Raw genomic sequence first — 18,747 nt, forward strand, 5'->3', positions numbered from 1 at the left:
GAACCCCGCGCAATAGCGGGGTCTTGAAAAAGAGGAGGAGACCACATGAAACTGACCAATGCGTTTGCCGCGCTGGCGGCTACGGCCGTTCTAGCGGCGACACCGGCCCTGGCCGAGAAGCGGGTGACTATATCCAACTGGACGTCACCCAATCACGCGACATCGCGTGGCCATGCCGCCTTTGCCGAAATGACCGAATCTGAATTTCCGGATGCCTTCGACTTCAAGCTGTTTACCGGCGGCGCCTTGCTTGGACCCAAGCCAACACTGTCCGGCCTGCGCGACGGTGTCGCCGATGTAGGTCTGCTGGCGTTGACCTATTTCAGGTCGGAAATGCCCTATGCGCAGCTCGTCGCCGATCTCGCTCTTTTGGGCGAGGACCACTATGCCATGGCCGGCGCGACCAGCGAATTCGTCATGCTGCACTGTCAGCCATGCAAGGACGAGTTCGCGAAGAACGGCATGGTGGCGCTGAGCGGGATCAGCACGGCACCCTACGTATTGCTGACCACCAAGCCGATCATCGACATCGCAGACATGCAAGGCGTAAAGCTGCGCACTGGCGGGTCAGTCTGGGACCGCTGGGCGGTGCGCCTTGGGGCTGAACCGGTGAACGTGCCCTCGAGCGAGATGTATGACACGATGAGTCATGGTGTCGTCACCGCAGCGGTGCAGCCGATCGGGGCGTTGAAAGGGCACAGCCTGATCGAAGTTGCCAAGCATATGACGGAATTGCCGCTGGGTACCTATCATTCCGGTTCGATCTTTGCTGTCGGCCCGAAATTCTGGTCCTCTCTTTCGCCGGAGCAACGCGAGCAATTCGCCAAGAACCTGCCCGACGCCGTTGCGCAGACCGAGGTGTATTACGAAACCGACGATCTGGACGTGCTGAAAGAGGCCGGCGACCTTGGTCTTGAGGTGCACGAACCCTCGCCCGAGTTTCTTCAGGATCTGATCGATTTCCGCACCGCCGATCTTGAAGAGATCGCCCGCATCTCGCGCGAGGAACGCGGCATCGAAGATCCGGAACCGCTGATCGCAACCTATCGCGAGCTGATCGAGAAATGGCACGGTCTGGTTGAGCCGCTGCATCCGATCCGCGACAATCCGCAGCCCTTTGCCGACCTTCTGCGTCAGGAGATTTATTCCAAGATCGACTTCGCAACCTACCCGAACTGAGCCGTTTCAGGCCTGAATACACAGCGGCCCTTCGCAAGAAGGGCCGCTTCATTGCTTCCTTCGTCTGTTCAGAGGGTGGCTTCGGTGCCCAGGATATTCGTCACCTGGCTGGACAGGACACCGCCGTTGCCGTGGGCTAGGGCCAGTTCGGCACTGCCGATCTGGCGATCGCCAGCATCGCCGCGCAGTTGCCGCACCGCCTCGACCAGCGTGAAGATGCCGTACATCCCGGGATGCACGCATGACAGGCCGCCACCATTGGTATTGACCGGCAGGTGGCCGCCAGGCGCGATGCCGCCGTTCGCCACAAACGCACCGCCTTCGCCTTTCTTGCAAAAGCCCAGATCTTCTAGAAAAAGGATCACATTGATGGTGAACGCGTCGTAGAGCTGGACCACGTCGATGTCCGCGGGTTTGACACCCGCCATGTCCATGGCCGTTCGCCCTGATTGCGCAGCGCCGGTCACGGTCAGGTCCGCCATTTCGGAGATGTCGCGGTGCGTCGTGTCCTCGCCGCCGCCCAGCAGATACACCGGCGGCCTGGGGTGATCCTTGGCCGTCTCGGCCCGCCGCATAACTATCGCGCCGCCGCCATCGGTCACAAGGCAGCAGTCGCGCACCCGCAGAGGGTCCGAAACCGGCCGCGAGGAGATCACATCCTCGCGCGTCAGAGGATCGCGCATGAAAGCGTCGGGGTTCTTTTTTGCCCAGGCGCGGGCCGCCACCGCCACGTCGGCCAGCTGTTCGCGCGTTGTGCCGAATTGCGTCATGTGACGGTCTGTGGCCAGCGCATAGGACGACAGCGGGAACAACGGTCGGTAGGGGGCCTCGTAGGTCGGCAGGCCAAGCGCAGTCATCAGCTTGCCCGAGGCGGTGCGCTGGTTCGATCCGTAGCAGATCAACACGGTATCAGCGAGCCGCAATTCGAGCAGCATCGCGGCCCAGAGCGTGTGCGACAGGAACGACGAGCCGCCCATGCGGTTGTTCATCGTGAACCTGGGGTTCAAGCCCAATTCCTGCGCCAGTGTAAGACCCGACAGCATATCCAGCGGCTGGCAGGTGGCAACGGCATCGACCTCGCCAAGTGCGATCCCCGCATCGGCAAGCGCGCCGTGCACCCCCTCGATTGTGATCTCCATCGAGCTTTTGCCATGGGCCTCGCCGCAGCCTGCCAGCGCTGCACCGACGATGGCGGCTTTTCCCCGTAAACTCAATTTGCTTCTCCTTCTGGCCGGAAAACCACGGCGGGGTCACCTTCGGCGCCTTCGCCGATCGACGCGGTTACTTTCAGCCCGGCGACAATCTGGTCATGCGCGATACCGTCGATGCGCGACATCATTCGTACCCCTTCCTCCAGGTCCACCAGAACCACGTTGTAATCGCCGCCTCGTTCCGGTTTTCGGCGCACGACCGTTCGCGCATAGACGGTGCCCCTCCCGGTTGGCGCGATCCATCCCAGATCCGCGCTGCCGCAGGCCGGACAGATCACGCGCGGATGGAATACATGGGTGCCGCAGCCGCCACATTTCTGAATCTCGAAGACGCCCTCGGCCAGCTTCGCGGCGAAGACGGCGTCCGGCCCTGGGCCTTGTCCAATGCCGGCCATCTCAGAACCCGATGTGGAAGCCACCGTTCACGCTCAGGTGCTGGCCGGTGATATAGGATGCCGCGTTGGACAACAGGAAACAGACGGGCTGCGCGACTTCTTCAGGGGTGCTCATCCGTCCCATCGGAATCTGCGCCATATACCTGTCGGCGAATTTTTCAGAGCGGATGGTCTCAGTCATTGGCGTCTCGACCATTCCGAAACAGACTGAATTGACGTTGATGCGGTAACGGCCCCATTCACGCGCGGCGCTCATTGTCAGGCCAAGAACCCCGGATTTTGCCGCGCCATAATTGATCTGACCGATGGTGCCGCGACGCCCGGCATCGGATGAGATATTCACGATGGCACGGCGCGCGGCGCTTTCGGGGTCTTTTTCGGCCTGTTCCTTGTAATAGGTCCCAACGGCCTGCAGGCAGGCGAAGACACCGGTGAGATTCACGTCGATGACCTGTTGCCAGGTGGCCCGGTCCATCTTGTGGATCATCGCGGCGCGCACGATCCCGGCGTTGTTCACAAGCCCGTTGATGTCGCCGAATTCGTCGAGGGCAAATTTCACGAGCTTCCCGGGAAAGTCCGGGTCGGCCACATTCCCCACGATGGCGCGGGCATTGCCACCGATCTGTTCGGCGGTTTCCTTCACGTCGTCTTCGTTCAGATCGTTCACTACGACTCTGGCACCCAGCTCTGCCGCCAGCGCCGCCACACCGCGGCCGATACCCTGTCCGGCGCCTGTGACGATAACCACTTGATTGTCCAATGCCATCGGGTTGATCATCTCTGTCTCCTTTTGTCCTTCGTTTGTTTGGCTCGTCCACTGTCGGTTCACTCAGGTGATCACGAGGGTGGTGCGAGCCGCTTGATCACGGCATCGCCATGGGCCAGACGGTGCCCGTCTTGATTGAAGATCTCGCCCTGTACAAAAACCAGTTTGCGTCCGCCCCCGACAACGCGCGCGCGGGCGGTCAGCGTGTCTCCTTCGGCCGCAGGGGCGACGAAACTGGTGGTAAGCGAAAGCGTTAGGCAGCGATGACCGGGGCGGCCATCCCCCGCGTAGGCCGCGCAGAAGGTAACCGCATTGTCCAGCATGGTCGCGTAGACACCACCATGCACCGAAAAAGCGCCGTTCAGGTGATCGCGTCCGATTGGCAACCGCAGTTCGGCCTTCCCATCGGACCACGAGACAAAGCGCACGCCGAGCAATGCGTTGAACGGGGCGGGGATGTCCGGTCTGCCGTCTTGTGCGCTCATATTACGCTTTCTCCTGCTTGGCCGAGACCATCACCAAAGCGACCGCCACTGCCGCCATAGGGGCACCTGCGCCCACCGCGCCGAGGATCGGAACCGCCAGACCCGCGTTCGAGGGAAAGGCGAAGGCCAGACCGGCAATACCAAGAAGGACGCGGGCGATTGTTCCTGGCAGCCCGGTTTCGATCCGCCCGACGCCAAACAGATACCCCTGAATACCGGCGCAGATCAGCAGAATGCCGAGACCGGCGCGCAGAACCGTAAGCAGGCTTTCGAGTGGACCGGCTTGCAGGATGAACGCCGGATCAAGGACGAAGAAGAAGGGAATTATATAGACGATGCTTCCAAGCTTCATCGCTTCGAAGGCAGACGCAAAGGGTTTGGCCTGGGCGATGGCCGCCGCGGCGAAAGCCGCCAGCGCGACGGGGGGGGTGATATAGCTCAGCATGCTCCAGTAAAGGATAAATAAATGGACGCCGATCGGATCGAGTCCGCCGGCGACCAGGGCGGGTGCCAGCGACACCGCGAGAATCACATAGGCGGCGGTCACGGTCATGCCCATTCCAAGAATGAAACTGGTCAATGCCCCGAGCAGCAGAAGCAGAAAGATGTTGCCGCCCGCGATGAACAGCAGATCGTTCGAGATTGTCCCGGACATCCCGGTCACCGCCAGCCCGCCGACGATCAGCCCAACCGCCGCAAGAATGGCAACCAGTTCGACGAACAAACGTCCCGTGGCTATCAGAAAGTTCATCAGCTCTTTTCGCCCCCAGCGTGATTTTGAGAGCAGCTGGTTCAGGACAAGAAGCAGCGCGGTCGCATAGAATGGAGCGATCGCCTCGCGCTTGAGGTAGAGCAGCATCCAGATCAGCAGCCCGAAGACGGCGAGAAAGTACCAGCCTTCGCGCAGCACCTTGCCGATCCTGGGAAGGTCGGCGCGCGGAACGCCTTTCAGTCCGTTGCGCGCCGAGTATGCGTCGATTTGTGCGAACAGGCCGAAAAAGTAGAACAGCGAAGGAAGCACCGCCGCCAAAACGATGTTGGTGTAGTCGGTCGCCAGGAATGTCGCCATGACAAAGGCCGTGGCGCCCATGATAGGGGGCATCAGCACCGCCCCCGTCGACGCCGCCGCTTCGATCCCTGCCGCATAAGTGGGCCTGAACCCCACCTTTTTCATCGCTGGAATGGTAATTGATCCGGTCGTCAGCACATTGGTGATCACGCTGCCGCTCATCGAACCGGTCAGCCCGCTGGTCAGAACTCCTACCTTGGCCGGCCCGCCCCGGACATGTCCGAGCGCGGCAAAGGCGATGTCGATAAAAAACGGACCTGCGCCGGTATGTTGCATCGCGACCCCGAAGATCATGAACCCCACGACAAGATTGACAAAGCTGCGCATCGGTATGCCCAGCACACTTTCGCCGCTCATCGCGTGGAAAATCGCCGTCTCGACGGGTGAGCGCTGGAAGCCCTGGATCGGGCCGGGCGCATAGCTGGCGACCATGGGGTAGATGGAAAACATTAGAATTACCGCGAAGAGCATCCAGCCGCCGGTGCGGCGCGCGGCCACGAGCAGCAGGAACCAGAAGGCGAAGCTGGCGATCACGGCATTAAGAGGAGCGGCGAAATCCCACCCTTTGTTCACCACGCTGCGCCCGTAGTAGGCAAAGAAGGCGCAGGTGATCAGGGCCAGCAGGGCCAGAAAGTAATCCCACCACCGCGTCGATCCGTAGGGATCTGACTTTGAACAGGGAAAGACAAGAAACACCAGCGGCAGCGTTAGCAGAAGCATCACATAGAGGTAGTGAATTTCAAGCAACCGGACGTTCATGAAGAAGCCCAGATTGAAGAGGTGATTGACCGAGGCCGCGGTCAACAGCACTGCCGAGACGACGAGCAACCAGCGAACGAAGGCGGGCAGCGTGCCCATTTCGGTCGGTTGCGCCGGCGTGTCCTGCGATTTTGGTGCCATGCCCGTATTCCCGTTCTGTGCTGCGTTTCATCCAGCGCGGCGCCCCTGGACGCCGCGCTGTGTCGCATCAGCGAAAGAAGACTTCGTGGCCGGCCTCTCCCAGTGCGGCGGCACGGGCTTCCATCCATGCAGCGGCAAATTCTTCTTCACCCTCGGGAGCGCCGTCGACAAATGCGTTCCAGGCTTGGAGGAGCACCTCTTGCCGTTCCACCAACTTGTCTTGGTTGGCCTGGGCCTCCGGGGTCCAGAGGCCCTTTTCCTTGAAATACGCAACGCTGCCATCGCTCCACGGCATCACCCAAGACAGGATCTGGCGGTCGATCGCATATGCATTGGCACCGGGGGCGGCATCCTTGTAATCGTCGAACCCGGCGTCAAGCGCGGCGACGATGTTGCGCACCTCGCTGGTATTCTGATCGGTTTCAGTGACGAGAATCGGATAGGGATACAGCGCCATGGGCAGAGGCGAGTCAGGGTCGATGGCGGGTCCCACCGACACCATGTGCGGTGTCACGAAGGGCGTCACGCTGGTATAACGCTGCCACGCTTCGTCTTGGTCCGCGGGTGTTTCAAGCCATTTGAGACCGCGCGGGCTCGATTCGATCTGATAGTTCACGGTCGTCGTCGTCAGGGCAAACGCCGCATCCACGCGATTTTCGAGAATACCCTTGAGAGAGTTCACATAGCCCGAAAACTCCACGGTTTCTACGTCGTCCCATGTCAGGTCGCCAAAGGCCAGCAGTCCCTCCATGTTGTTGTCAATCGCGGGAGAACTGACGGCACGAGCGACCCGTTTCCCCTTGAGATCCGCGATGGTTTCGATGCCTGCATCGGCGGCGACAGCGACACCCAGTCCGTAATCGCCGACGGCCTGAAGAACTGCCCGGATTGGCTGCGGCCCCCATTCAGGCGCAGCAAAAAGGAAAACCCCTTCGGCGGCGAAATATGAGGCGATGCCGCACAGGCAGTAATCGACCGTCCCGTTTTTGAGCGGGGTCATCCGCGAGACGTCGTTTCGCCCCGGAAGCACGCGGACCGTCGATCCGTATTTGCTGCGCATCATGTTACCGATGGCTATGGAATGTGCATGTCCGGCTGATCCCGTGTCATAGGCCGACCAAGCGATCACGTCAGGCAGATCGATGTCTTGCGCGCCAGCCGAGGTGGCCATTGCCAGGCATGCGGCAGCGATCCCGGTTATCTTGAACTTCATGATATTCTCCTCCTTGTTGGCCGTTGGTCCCGGATGGCGCCCATTCAGATCAAAGCTCTGAAAACGCGACATCCTTGTCGACGCGTATTTCAGGCGGCAGCCCGAGAATGCGTTCGCCAATGATCGTGCGCTGGATCTCGTCCGATCCCCCCGCGATCCGGTTGCCCGGCGCGGTCAGGTATTCGTTTCGCCAGCGCGCCACGTCATCCCCGACCTTGGCTGATATGCCCGCCAAAGTTCCCGCCAGATCCATCCCGAAAGCGCCCATTTCCTGCCGCAGCTTGCCCAGCAACAGCTTGCCGATCGAGCCCTCTTCACCCGGTGCCTGGCCGCGCGAAAGCGACGTCATGACCCGGTAAGAGGTGAATTCCAGTCCGCGTTGACGCGCGATGAAATCGGCAATGCGCGCGCGCACCTCGTCGTCCTCGATGGCCGGGCGACCGTTCCGTTCGACACGGGTAGCCAGATCAATCAATTCCTCGGCCCGCGCACCGCCACTGGCCCGGCCGACGGAAATACTGAACCGTTCGTTCATGAGTGTGGTCAGCGCCACCTTCCACCCTTCGGATACACCGCCCAAGCGGGCGCTGTCTGGCACGCGCAGGTTGTCGATGAACACTTCGTTGAAACTGGAGCTGCCCGAAATCTGGCGAATAGGACGGGTTTCGATGGCCGGGTCGGACATGTCCACAAGGAACATGGTCATTCCCTTGTGCTTGGGCACCTGTGGATCGGTGCGCGCCAGCAGGATGCCGTGAGTGGAATAATGCGCCCCCGAGGTCCAAACCTTCTGACCGGAGATCACCCATTCGTCGTCTTCGCGGCGTGCACGGGTGCGGATACCGGCCAAATCGGACCCGGCGGCGGGTTCGGAAAAAAGTTGGCACCAGATGTCTTCGCCCGTGAGAGCCCGGGGCAGGAATCTTGTTTTCTGGTCTTCGGTGCCGTGGATCATGACCGTAGGCCCAACCAGCCCGATCCCGATCAGAAAGACGTTGGGCGGGACGGCGTAGCGCCCTTCCTCTTGATTCCAGATCACTTGCTCGATCGGAGTGGCGTCACGCCCACCGAAAGCACGGGGCCATGTCAGCCCCGCCCAGCCTGCGTCGGCCTTTCGTGCCTGCCAGTCGCGCGCACGGGCAACTTCGTCGGCGTCGCGGGCCATGAAATGGTCCTGGGCCTTTTCGCTTCCATTGCGGCGGGTCGCGCTGGCATCAAGCCAGTCGCGCGCCTTGGCGCGGAACGCGGCTTCTTCCGGGCTGTCGCTGAAATCCATCTGCACTTTGTCCTTGTCAGTTCGCGGCCCTTTGGCCGTCCGCCAGATTGCAAAGCAGCCGCTCGCGCCACAAATCGGCCAGGCCGAGTTCGGCCTTCAACTGCCATCCTCGCCGCAGAAACAAATGCGGGTCGGCCGCCCAGGTGAACCCGATCCCACCGTGAAGCTGCACCGATTCCTCAGTGGTGAATTGCACTGCATCGAGAGCCGCGAGGCGTGCTACCGCCGCCGCTTCGGACAGCCGTTCATCCCCGCTCGCCAGCGCCCAGGCGCCGAAAAAAGCATTGGACCGTGCCAGCTCGATCTTGGCGAACATGTCCGCGAGCCGGTGCTTGACCGCCTGAAAACTGCCGATCTGGCGTCCGAACGCCTGCCGCTCGCAGGCATAGTCTCTGGTCAGGAAAAGCGCCCGCTCGGCCAGGCCGATCTGTTCGAAGGCGGCCAACACTGCGGCGCCGTCCAAAAGAGTCCGGATCGCTGCGGGATCGGAACCGGGAAGCAGTTCAACCGGCGTGTCGTGAAAGACGATCTCGGACGTCGGACGGGTGCGGTCGATCGCATCCAGCGCGCTGATCGACACCGAGGGGTCCGAAAGATCCGCCAGATAAAGGCGCGCGGTGCCACCTTCGTCCAGGGCGGCGACGATCGCGAATGACGCATCGGATGCGAACGAAACTGGCGATTTCCGTCCCGAAAGGCGATCCTGCAGCACTTTTGCCGAGACCCGTTCCGGTGCAGACCCTCCATCCTCGGCAAGCGCGGCGGTAACGATCATGCGGCCTTCGGCGATCCGGGGAAGCAGATTTTCCCTTTGGCTTTGCGTGCCCAAGTCCTGAATCGCGGGGATCGCCAAGCCAAGAACTGGGCCAAAAGGTATGGCGGCCAGGCTACGGCCGAACTCTTCGGCGACAATGGCCAGTTCGATCGCCCCCATCGCCGCCCCCCCGTAGTTTTCGCTAATTGCAAGGCCCAGCCATCCGCCGTCCGCCAAGGCGGTCCAGGTTGCGGAATCGAACCCGTCGGCAGCCTCAAGACAGTCATGTGCCACCGCGAGAGTGGCGTGATCGCTCAGCATTCGTGCCAGCGTGTCGCGTATGGCATCGTGTTCGTCGGAAAAGCCGAAATTCATGCTGGTCCTCTTCGGGTCATGGCATTTGGCGCCTGTTCACAAAAAGGTAAGGCCCGCGTTCGGTATGTCCCAAACGCTATCCGGCACCAGCCGCGTAAAACCACATATGTGCTGTGGCGTGGAAAAAGGGGCCAATGGAGCGAAGAATGCGATTCATCAAGAATGTGCTCAATCGACGTGAAAGCCGCAAAAACGAGGCAGTCGATTGATTGCTGCGGAGCTTGCCGCCTAACGTGAAGGAACCGGGGCGTGTTCCGGGCGCAGGACAGATGTGGCCGAACCCTCTCAGAAAATGGAACTGATCAAGGGAATTTTGCGGAATGGAAACTGTAGGACTCGGGTTTTGTTACGAAGATTTGCCTGTGGGGCGCAGGTTTCGGACCATTGGGCGCACCGTGACCGAAACCGATATCACGAATTTTGTCAGCGTCACCGGCATGCTTGAGGTCTTGTTCATCAATCGTGACTTCCGGGAGAAGGAATCCAATATCCCCGGTTTCGCCGCGCCCGGTGCGCTGGTCTATACCTTCATGGAAGGGCTCTTGACCCAATCCACAATGCAACATACAGGCTTTGCCTTTCTGGACATGGAACTGAAGGTCATGGGGCCCACATTTGCCGGGGACACCATCCATTGTGAGGTCGAGGTAACAGAATCGCGCCGGTCGAAGAGCCGTCCGAACCGCGGATTGGTGCGGACGCGAAACAAGGTGTTCAAGCAAACCGGAGAACAGGTATTGGAGTATACGCCGTTGCGGATGATCAAGGCCCGCACGACGGATAAAGAGCCAGGAAAGGCATAGGCCTGTTCCGGATAGCGGCACTGGAGACATGACTATGAAAACCGCGCAATCTGGCCCAGCCGAAGCCGCCGGGCGCACATCGGAAGGGCCCCGGTCCTTGACGCGTATCCTTGCGTTGTTCGATCTTTTGGCGCGCTGCAAACGTCACATGTCTCTTTCGGAACTCAGTATCGCGATTGATTGCCCCAAGAGCAGTTTGCTGGTGCTGCTTCGGCCCCTCACCGAGAAGGGGTATCTGATGCGCGAGGAAGACAATTACTTTCTGGGTCCGAGGATTTTTCAGTTCGCCCAGTCAATTCTGACCAACCACCCGTTCGAATCGGTCCTGCGCGGGGTGATGAATGATGTGGTTAACCAGACCGGTGAAACCATCCTGTTTGCTGTCCGGGACGGCGAGAAAGTCATTTATTCGTCGGTCATCGAAAGCCCCCAGCCCGTTCGGTATGTCGCCCAACAGGGGATCAACCGGCCATTGTTCTGTTCGGCATCGGGGCTGGTCATGCTGGCCTTTGACACGCAGCAGGAACTGGACGATTATTTTCGGCGCACTGAATTAAAGCCGCTGACGCCTAATTCGATCACCGATGAAAATGAACTGCGCGGGTTAATTTCGGAGATTCGCAAAACCGGGTATTCCAGTACAGCTGGAACCGCGCATGTAGATGCAGCGGGGTTCGGGGTTCCGGTCTTTCGCGCCGACGGACACTTGGCAGGAGCATTGGTGATTGGTGCTCCTCTGGAGCGCGCCAAGCGTAACAAGAAGCGATATGTTGCCGCTGCCAAAACGGCCGCTGAACAGCTCTCCCGAGCACTCGGCTATCGTTCGGAGTTTGAGGAAACCGGCCGGCACTAGACGTGTGCCGCCCGCCGTTGTTGTCATTCCGCAGGCGGGATCATCTCAGTCCGAGTCCCCGCGCAATGATACCGCGAAGAATTTCGCGTGTGCCGCCGCGCAACGAAAACGACGGAACGGCGAGTTCGGTATACGCCAGAACAGCCGCATAGCTATCGCTCCCGCCAGGCACCGCCGGGCGCGACACAAGACTTCGGGCCAGGCGCGGAATGTCCTGTTCGAAAAGCGCTCCCAGATCCTTGACAATGGCAGCCTGAAGTGACGGGCTCTCTCCTTCGTTCAACATTCCGGCCACCGATCGTGACATCTGCCGCAGCACCATCAGATGCGCGGACAAACGGCCAATCTCGGCCTGCTGCGCTTCGGTTGCGTCCTCGCGTAGCAAACGGATCAGTTCCTCGATCAGGGCAAACGACGACAGGAACCGCTCGGGGCCGCTGCGCTCGAACGCCAGTTCGCTCATGACCTGCGACCAGCCCTCGCCCTTTTCGCCCAGCAGCGCATCGGAGCGCAAAAAGGTATCGTCGAATACCACCTGGTTGAAATGATGCTCGCCGCCCAGATCGATGATCGGGGTGATCTGAATGTTGTCGGTGGCCTTGAGATCGACCAGAAATTGGCTCATCCCGCCGTGGCGGTCGTCGCTCTTGCCGGTGCGGCAGAACAGGATCATGTAATCGGCGACATGCGCATAGGTCGTCCAGACCTTCGTGCCGTTGATCCGGAACCCCCCGTCGACCTCGGTGGCCATCGTGCGCGTCGCCGCCAGGTCCGAGCCGGAATCCGGCTCGCTCATCCCGATGCAGAAACACAGTTCGCCCGCGGCGATGCGCGGCACGATCCGGCGTTTCTGATCGTCGGTGCCCTTGGCAAGTATGAGCGGACCGCTCTGCCGATCTGCGATCCAGTGCGAAATCACCGGGGCACCGGCGGCCAGTAGCTCTTCGGACACGACATACCGCTCAAGCGCGCTGCGCGCGTGGCCGCCGTATTCCTTTGGGAAGGTCATGCCAACCCAGCCGCGCTGCGCCAGCTTTCGTGAAAAATCACGGCTGAACCCATTCCACGACTGCGCGCGTTTTATGGGCGGGAAATCGGCCAGTTCGTCGGCCAGGAACGCGCGGACCTCTTGCCGGAGGTCGTCATAGTCGGCGCCGGGCGGGGGGGGAGAAAAAGCGGTGAGGGTCATGCCTGGGTCCCTTTTGCAGCGCTGTCTGTGATGAAATGCCAGAAGGTGTCGTGGGGGCTCGACAGGGCGGCCCGCCCAAGTTCCCTGGTCCAGTCAAGCTCGGTGCCGAACTCGTCACGCCAGCCCCAAATCCGTTTGGTGAAATGGTGAAGCGCGTGTTCCTGGGTATAACCGATGGCCCCGTGAATCTGGTGGGCCAGGGCCCCGACCTTCTCGGCCGCTTCTCCGGCGCGGGCCTTGGCGGCGGCAACGGCCAGCGCAAAGGCCGGTGTGTCATAGCTGCCGGCCGCCATCTCGGCGGCCGTGCGCGAGGCTGCGGTTTCTCCGGCCATTGTCGCAAGATTGTGCTGGATCGCCTGGAACCTGCCGATTGGCCGTCCGAACTGCACCCGGTCGTTGGCGTATTGAACGCTCATCTTCAGGATGGTCTCCATCGCCCCGGTGGTGGCAAGACTGCGGATAAGTGCACCGAGCCCGCGCATCCCTCCCACGGGTCGTGGCAAGGGGGTGACATCGGTCTCTGTCAGGGTATAATCGAGTTCGATGTCATCGCGCGGCATCCCGGCAAAATCCTGCGCCGGGTCAACGATCAGATCCTTCACCGGCAGGGACAGGACGTGATCGACACCGTCCAGGACGCCAATGGTCACGATCCGGTTCGCCCAGCGGGCAAAGGGCACCAGTGTCAGATGCCCGCTCGCATGGATCTTCTTGCCGCGCCGTTCCAACCGCAGCGCTTCGCCTTCGGCGATGGTCAGCCTGCCACCGGGAAGGGCCATATTCGCGGCCGCCAGAACGGCGTTTGCGATCAGGGTTTCAGCCAGAGGCAAGGGCAGGCCATGCGCCCCGACAATACGCACAAGACCGAGCGCCTCGGCCGGTGGCACGCCGAAACCGCCTGCGTCCTCTGGCGCCAGCGCCATGGTTAACCCTGCCTCCTCGATCTGCGTCCAGAGCGCCTCGGGGCATTGTCCCGAGGCGGCGTCTTCGCGCATGCGGTGGGTGACATGGTCGCGGAACAGTCGCTCTGCCATGTCATGAATCATCGATTCCATCAGACGGTCCTTTCAGACGGTGTTTGATCGGCGCTGGACATTTCCTTCACGGGCTTGTCCTGCCGCGCATGGTTTTTTTGCCCGTCGGGGGCCGACGCCTCTCGCAGTGGCGGCAGATGCAGCCGCGTGCGCAGATCCCGGCGGAACGCACTGGCAGAGGGCGCCGCGCCCCCGTCCCTGCGATATTTTCCGAGGCAATCGGCGATTTTGTCGCCGATCGCGGCAGGGGTTGCCGGATCCGAGGGAGAGCCGGGGTGCGCCGCGACCGAGGTTTCGGCCAGGGTTACGTTCCCTTTGCGCAGGCGGACATGGACCGTCCCATGGTCCACGCCAACGTGATCCCGCCCCGCTTCCGGCATGGTTTGGATATGCACCATGTCCATAAGCCGGCGCACCGCGGGGCGATGGGGGCTGTCCCCTTCGAAATCCACCAGCCCGACCTGGCCCTGCTGCAGGGCCACGGCGAGCGTATAGGCGGCACAGAACTTGGCCTGCATTCCATCTTTGGGGTCGGTGACATGCAACGGGACCATGACGCTTTCGGGAACTGTCATTTCAATCACCGACCCTTCGGGCACCGCCTCGCCGCCGCGTTCGGCGTGAAGGTGCCGCCCGGCGGCGATCATCCTGTGGGTGAGGTAGCAGCAGGGATACAGCTTGCGGGACACCGTGCCCAGATCGATCCGCGGTTCCACCGCTGCGGGGTCGGCCGCAATCCCGTCCGGGCCGGCATAAAGGTCGAAGAAGCCGCGCGCCGCGAAGATGTCCGGGGCGCCTGTGATGCCGGCCTCGGCCATCCGGGTGGCCCGCAATCCGACAAGGGCGGCGTTTCCGGCCTGGATCGGTTTCGCCATGGCGCCGAAATTGATCTGCATTCCCCCGGCCAGCGACGCGGCCAGGGACAGGGCGTTGCGGACTGCGTCGTCGTCGAGCCCAAGCTGATGCGCGACCGCTGCCGCCGATGCCAGAACCCCGATGGTCGACGTTGCGTGCCAGCCCTTGTTGTAGTGGCCAAAACCCAGGATCTGACCGAGCGCGACATTGACGGCGGTTCCGACCGCAAGCGCGGGGGCAATGCGGCCGGCCGTGTCCGGCCGGACACCCGCGGTGGCCAGCAGCGCCGGCACGATTACAACACTGGGATGGGTGACGCTGACCGTATGGACATCGTCGAAATCGAGCGCATGACCGGCAACCGCGTTCAGGAACGCGGCCTGTTCGGGACTGCCACCTTCAGCAGCTCCTGCCGGGACTGCCGGTCCGCCCGCGTCAAGCGCGGCCAGCCGGCGAACCACCGGTTCATGCCACCCGCCATAGATGGCGGCTATGGTATCCTCAACGCAAAGCGCGGCCTGCTCGGCGTCCGCATCGCTCAGCCGGTGCGGCGCGGCAACGAACCGCGACAAACGGGTGGTGAAATCGCTGACCATATTGTCCTTCACTGCACATTGCCTGATAAAGGAAGACGCAATCAACTCTCGGCGCTACACTTTCGCACATATGTGTTGGAACAGGATTTTCGTATTGTGATACTTGCGGCAGTTGGACATTCTGGATGTCGAACTTCCACCCGTATCGGCGCTGAATCGGAAATTGACCCTGACCAGTAAAGCTTCGGAAAGAATGGCAAATCTGGCTGAGGGTGGTGGCGTATAAGGTCCAGAGGACAAGCGCGCGATTGCGAAGAGATATTTCGAGGTGCCGTCGTGTCATTTTTCGCCAGACGATGTATTCTCGAAGACCAAAGAAAAATGCGGTCGGCTCCGACGAGAGTTGTTTCGTGCCATTCCCGTGTTCACGAGATCGACGCCCTGCGTGTCACAGCTTGTAGGGGTGCAATAGTCGACCTCGCATTTGCTCCGCGTTCTTGCCTTGAGCGAACTCAGTTGCCGTCGCCTCGCAGACATGAGGGACGCTTTCGGAACGGTGGGGCGAGTTGTTGTCCAATAAATCCGTGAAGCCTTCCGCCACGCGCATTACTGCCCTATGTCTGCTGATTTGTCTCGGCGCTGCCATCGTGCAGGGCGTTTTCTCCTCCAGCATTGCGTCCATTGCAGCCGTGCCGTTCTTCGGACTCTATCTCGTTATTGCATCTCGCTATATCGCCCGCATCGGATGGGTACTGCTTTTCTTTTCCCTCGCGATTGCCCTTCTGGCGCTGGCAGACGGGATCCGAGCCGGCATCTTTGTCGAAGCGGCCGGGCGTGTCGTGTTCCTGTCCGCGCTGCTCACGGCTGTCGCCTTCCTGCGCATCGCGGCCACCCAAGACCCGATCGTCGAGGTTGCCGGTGAATTCCTGACACTGCAGCCGCCGACCCGTCGCTACGCCTCTCTGGGTGCGGGCGGGCATCTGTTCGGGGTGCTTCTGAATCTCGGCGGGCTTGGGGTGATGCTGGAGATCATAATGAAAGGGCTGGCGGCGCATCGGCACGAGATGGACGAATTCGTGTTCCAGGCTCGCAAGCGCAGGATGGTAAGCGCCTGCATGCGAGGGTTTTCCTCGATCGCTTTCTGGACGCCGTTCGGAATCGCTCTCAATCTGATGATTCTCACAATACCGGGGCTCGAATGGACGACCCTGGCGCCTTACGGGATTGCTCTGGCCGGGATTCTGTTTCTTCTGGGATGGCTGTTCGACACGGTGGAATGGTGGCGCCCGCCCTCGGCGCGCGGCCGGGCACCGGCCCTGACCGGTGACTTGCCGGACTGGAGCCGCTGGGCCGTCCTGATCGTGTCCGGGCATGTGCTTTTTTTGGGCGCCGCCGTGGTCACGCTGGACCGGTTGACCCAGTACAGTTTCCAGACCGTCCTGATCACCATCGTGCCGATCTATGCGCTGCTCTGGTCGGTTATGCGCAGCGGCAGTGGCAGCCTTGCCGGTATATCGCGCCGGTTTGTGACCCAGGCACCGGGTTTCGCGACCGAAATGAGCGTCATCGCGTCGGCGGGGTTCATTGGTCTTGTCGCATTGGAGGTCGCCCCGGTCGAATGGATTGCCGACCATTTGGGCTGGATGGCCGCGCGGCCGGTCACGACTGTTGTGCTGTTGATCATGACGGTGTTCCTGACGGGGCTGCTGGGCGTGCATCCGATGATCTCGGTGGTCCTGCTGGCAGAGGTGGTCAACCGCGTCGGCGTGGAAGGTTTGTCGCCGCTTGCTCTGGGCCTTGCGCTGGCTGGTGGCTGGAGCAGCATCATCTGCATGGGGCCGGCCATCACGGCCGTGGTCTACGCCTCTTCCATCGTGGGCGAGCGGCCGCTGACCATCGGCTTGCGGTGGAACGGGATCTTCGGTGTTGCGAGCATCCTCCTCATCACGCTCATCGTTGGCGGCGGTGTCGCGGCAGGGTGGTTCTGACCGGTCTCAATTGCCTGTCAGGAACCGGGCGCAAGCATTTCCACATATGTGTTCGATCAGGCTTTGCGCCAGTCGGAAGGTGATGGACCCCATAGCGTCAACTAGGATGGGTCAGCGCAATCACTATCGGAGTGGCACGCCCAACGATGGAAGGCCAAGCGAAACCCGCACGTCGCAGCAAGGTCACAGGCCTGCAAGACGCAGCCCGGCTGGCACGAGGCGCTTTGGAAGAACGCCCCGAGCTTTGTCTCGGTGGTCTGTTCAAGCAAAGCCGCCCTGTCGCACTGGTGCGCGCGTTGCTGGCCGCGGGCGCGGATGGTCTGCATTTGTATTCCTCGCCGGGCGCGGGGTATGATGTCGACCTGATGATTGCGGCAGGCGCGGTCGCACAGGTCTTTATTCCCGGCGTTACGCTGGAAAACCGGCTTTGCCCGAATTTCCGCCGCGCGGTCGAGGCAGGGCAGGTGACCGCGCACGCGCTGGATGCGCTGACCGTGGTGGGCGGGCTGATGGCGTCGGCTCATGGCGTGCCGTTCCAGCCAATCGACGCGCTGCGCGGATCGGACGTTCTGAAGCACAACCCGCTTTTGCGGGAAATCGACTGCCCGTTCTCCGGCCGCCGTATTCACGCCGTCGGGCCGATCCGCCCCAGAGTGACGTTCTTGCACGCGCAGGAAGCCGACCGCTGGGGAAACCTGCGCCATCTCAGCACGATGGTCTACGCCGATCAGCTGATGGCACGCGCGTCTGACATGGTCATTGCCAGCGTGGACCGGATCGTGCCGGACGAGGTCGTTCTGGACGATCCCTCGCGGGTTACCGTGCCGTCTTATTATGTCGATGCCGTGGTCGAGGTGCCCTATGGCGCGCACCCAACCGCGAGCTTTCCCAACTATGCGATGGACGAGGAATATATTGATGCCTACGCCGATCTGGGGGATGCCGCCCGGACCGGCGACAGCACGGGGCTGGACACCTATATCGCCCGCCATGTGACCGGACCGAAAAACCAGAGCGACTACATCGAAGCGGTCGGGGGAACCGGGTATTTCGCCGTGCTCGAAGCCGAGGCACGGAACGAATGAGTGCAGCGGTTTCCCCAATTGAACAGATGGTCGTCGTGTTGGCCCGCGATCTGGCCGACGGAGAACTGGGTGCGGCGGGTGCAGCCGCGTTGGTGCCGATGGCGGCCATTGCGCTAGCCCGCGAGCTGCATGCACCGAACCTGACGGTCGGCGGCGAGATGTTCTTCAACCCCGAGCCGGGGCGTTTGTATCCGTCGATGCTGGACGATCGTGCGCTCGGCCGCTGCGAGGCCGCCGAGACCTTTATCGAGTTGTTCGGCCACAGCCATCACGGGCTGGATTTTTTCTTTCACAGTGGCTTGCAGCACGATGTGTACGGCAACATCAACCTGCACCACGTCGGCGGCACGCTGCACGCACCAAAGATGCGCGGGCCGGGGGCAGCAAACCTGTCATACTGCCACACCTCGTCGCGGTATTACATTTGCCCCACCGTGCATACGGCGCGAAACTTTGTGGAAACGGTCGATTTCATCACAATACCCGGACATCTGTCCGGGCCTGCCGCGAAACGCGACGCCGGGCTGGTCAATGAAGGACCGCGCCTGGTGGTGACACCGCGAGCGGTTATGGATTTCGACAAGACGACGCTGCGAATGCGACTGAAATCGGTGCATGCGGGAAATACGCCCGAAGAGGTCCAGCGTCATACGGGGTTCGATCTGGCGATCAGAGGCGAGGTGCCGCAAACGCGGCCACCAACGGAGGAAGAATTGCGCGTTCTGAGAGAGCGGATCGATACATCGGGGGCCCTGCGTGCTTAAGCGACCGGGCTGACGTT

Annotated in this window: 17 protein-coding genes; 6 read left to right on the plus strand and 11 right to left on the minus strand. The window is 61.5% G+C overall.

The window, feature by feature from the left end; translation table 11 throughout:
• The first annotated feature begins 45 nt into the window (after nt 1–45).
• Complete coding sequence (locus XM53_RS21090; RefSeq protein WP_057796782.1) at nt 46–1,179, plus strand: C4-dicarboxylate TRAP transporter substrate-binding protein; 1,134 nt, start codon at nt 46–48, stop codon at nt 1,177–1,179.
• Between the two features lie 68 nt (nt 1,180–1,247).
• On the opposite strand, the gene XM53_RS21095 is transcribed toward XM53_RS21090, so the two are convergent.
• From XM53_RS21095 to XM53_RS21130, 8 genes are all read right to left on the minus strand, one after another.
• Complete coding sequence (locus XM53_RS21095; RefSeq protein WP_057796783.1) at nt 1,248–2,393, minus strand: thiolase; 1,146 nt, start codon at nt 2,391–2,393, stop codon at nt 1,248–1,250.
• On the minus strand, nt 2,390–2,785 hold the full coding sequence (locus XM53_RS21100) for a Zn-ribbon domain-containing OB-fold protein (protein ID WP_057796784.1): 396 nt from the start codon (nt 2,783–2,785) through the stop codon (nt 2,390–2,392). Before XM53_RS21100 ends, XM53_RS21095 begins: the two co-directional genes overlap by 4 nt.
• A 1-nt stretch (nt 2,786) precedes the next feature.
• A complete protein-coding gene (locus XM53_RS21105) occupies nt 2,787–3,563 on the minus strand; it encodes an SDR family NAD(P)-dependent oxidoreductase (protein WP_057796785.1) in 777 nt (258 codons plus the stop codon).
• Nucleotides 3,564–3,622: 59 nt separating this feature from the next.
• The gene (locus XM53_RS21110; protein ID WP_144435643.1) at nt 3,623–4,036 is read right to left on the minus strand and encodes a PaaI family thioesterase; all 414 of its coding nucleotides are present in this window, start codon (nt 4,034–4,036) and stop codon (nt 3,623–3,625) included.
• Nucleotide 4,037: 1 nt separating this feature from the next.
• Entirely contained in the window at nt 4,038–6,005 is a 1,968-nt protein-coding gene (locus XM53_RS21115; protein ID WP_057796786.1) for a TRAP transporter permease, read from the minus strand.
• A gap of 67 nt (nt 6,006–6,072) precedes the next feature.
• Nucleotides 6,073–7,218, minus strand: coding sequence for a TAXI family TRAP transporter solute-binding subunit (locus XM53_RS21120; RefSeq protein ID WP_057796787.1), 1,146 nt, complete (start codon nt 7,216–7,218; stop codon nt 6,073–6,075).
• Between the two features lie 49 nt (nt 7,219–7,267).
• Nucleotides 7,268–8,494, minus strand: a complete 1,227-nt coding sequence (locus XM53_RS21125; protein ID WP_057796788.1) for an acyl-CoA dehydrogenase family protein — start codon at nt 8,492–8,494, stop codon at nt 7,268–7,270.
• A 16-nt stretch (nt 8,495–8,510) separates the two neighbouring features.
• Nucleotides 8,511–9,623 carry an acyl-CoA dehydrogenase family protein gene (locus XM53_RS21130; protein WP_057796789.1) on the minus strand — a complete coding sequence of 371 codons (1,113 nt, stop codon included), beginning with the start codon at nt 9,621–9,623 and terminating at the stop codon, nt 8,511–8,513.
• Between the two features lie 320 nt (nt 9,624–9,943).
• Here XM53_RS21130 and XM53_RS21135 point away from each other — a divergent pair, with 320 nt between their 5' ends.
• Both XM53_RS21135 and XM53_RS21140 read left to right on the plus strand, forming a co-directional pair.
• Nucleotides 9,944–10,426, plus strand: coding sequence for a MaoC family dehydratase (locus XM53_RS21135; RefSeq protein ID WP_057796790.1), 483 nt, complete (start codon nt 9,944–9,946; stop codon nt 10,424–10,426).
• Nucleotides 10,427–10,460: 34 nt separating this feature from the next.
• Nucleotides 10,461–11,279 (plus strand): IclR family transcriptional regulator, encoded by an 819-nt coding sequence (locus XM53_RS21140; protein WP_082631170.1) that lies wholly within the window; start codon nt 10,461–10,463, stop codon nt 11,277–11,279.
• A gap of 40 nt (nt 11,280–11,319) precedes the next feature.
• Here the strand turns inward: XM53_RS21140 and XM53_RS21145 are convergent, their stop codons facing one another.
• Genes XM53_RS21145 through XM53_RS21155 form a run of 3 tightly spaced genes read right to left on the minus strand, consistent with a single transcriptional unit; the run spans nt 11,320 to nt 14,965 of the window.
• Nucleotides 11,320–12,468, minus strand: coding sequence for an acyl-CoA dehydrogenase family protein (locus XM53_RS21145; protein ID WP_057796791.1), 1,149 nt, complete (start codon nt 12,466–12,468; stop codon nt 11,320–11,322).
• A complete protein-coding gene (locus XM53_RS21150) occupies nt 12,465–13,523 on the minus strand; it encodes an acyl-CoA dehydrogenase family protein (protein WP_057796792.1) in 1,059 nt (352 codons plus the stop codon). The genes XM53_RS21145 and XM53_RS21150 overlap by 4 nt, the downstream gene beginning before the upstream one ends.
• Nucleotides 13,523–14,965: an MmgE/PrpD family protein gene (locus tag XM53_RS21155; RefSeq protein ID WP_236544594.1), complete on the minus strand. Its 1,443-nt coding sequence runs from the start codon at nt 14,963–14,965 to the stop codon at nt 13,523–13,525. The genes XM53_RS21150 and XM53_RS21155 overlap by 1 nt, the downstream gene beginning before the upstream one ends.
• A gap of 575 nt (nt 14,966–15,540) precedes the next feature.
• Here XM53_RS21155 and XM53_RS21160 point away from each other — a divergent pair.
• The 3 genes from XM53_RS21160 to XM53_RS21170 all read left to right on the plus strand — a co-directional run bounded on the left by XM53_RS21160 (nt 15,541) and on the right by XM53_RS21170 (nt 18,730).
• Nucleotides 15,541–16,881: a hypothetical protein gene (locus XM53_RS21160; RefSeq protein ID WP_236544595.1), complete on the plus strand. Its 1,341-nt coding sequence runs from the start codon at nt 15,541–15,543 to the stop codon at nt 16,879–16,881.
• Between the two features lie 131 nt (nt 16,882–17,012).
• Nucleotides 17,013–17,966 (plus strand): CoA transferase subunit A, encoded by a 954-nt coding sequence (locus XM53_RS21165; RefSeq protein WP_236544596.1) that lies wholly within the window; start codon nt 17,013–17,015, stop codon nt 17,964–17,966.
• On the plus strand, nt 17,963–18,730 hold the full coding sequence (locus XM53_RS21170) for a CoA-transferase (protein ID WP_027264349.1): 768 nt from the start codon (nt 17,963–17,965) through the stop codon (nt 18,728–18,730). Before XM53_RS21165 ends, XM53_RS21170 begins: the two co-directional genes overlap by 4 nt.
• The last annotated feature ends 17 nt before the right edge of the window (nt 18,731–18,747 follow it).

The sequence above is a fragment of the Roseovarius atlanticus genome, assembly GCF_001441615.1.
In the GTDB taxonomy this organism is placed as follows: Bacteria; Pseudomonadota; Alphaproteobacteria; order Rhodobacterales; family Rhodobacteraceae; genus Roseovarius; species Roseovarius atlanticus.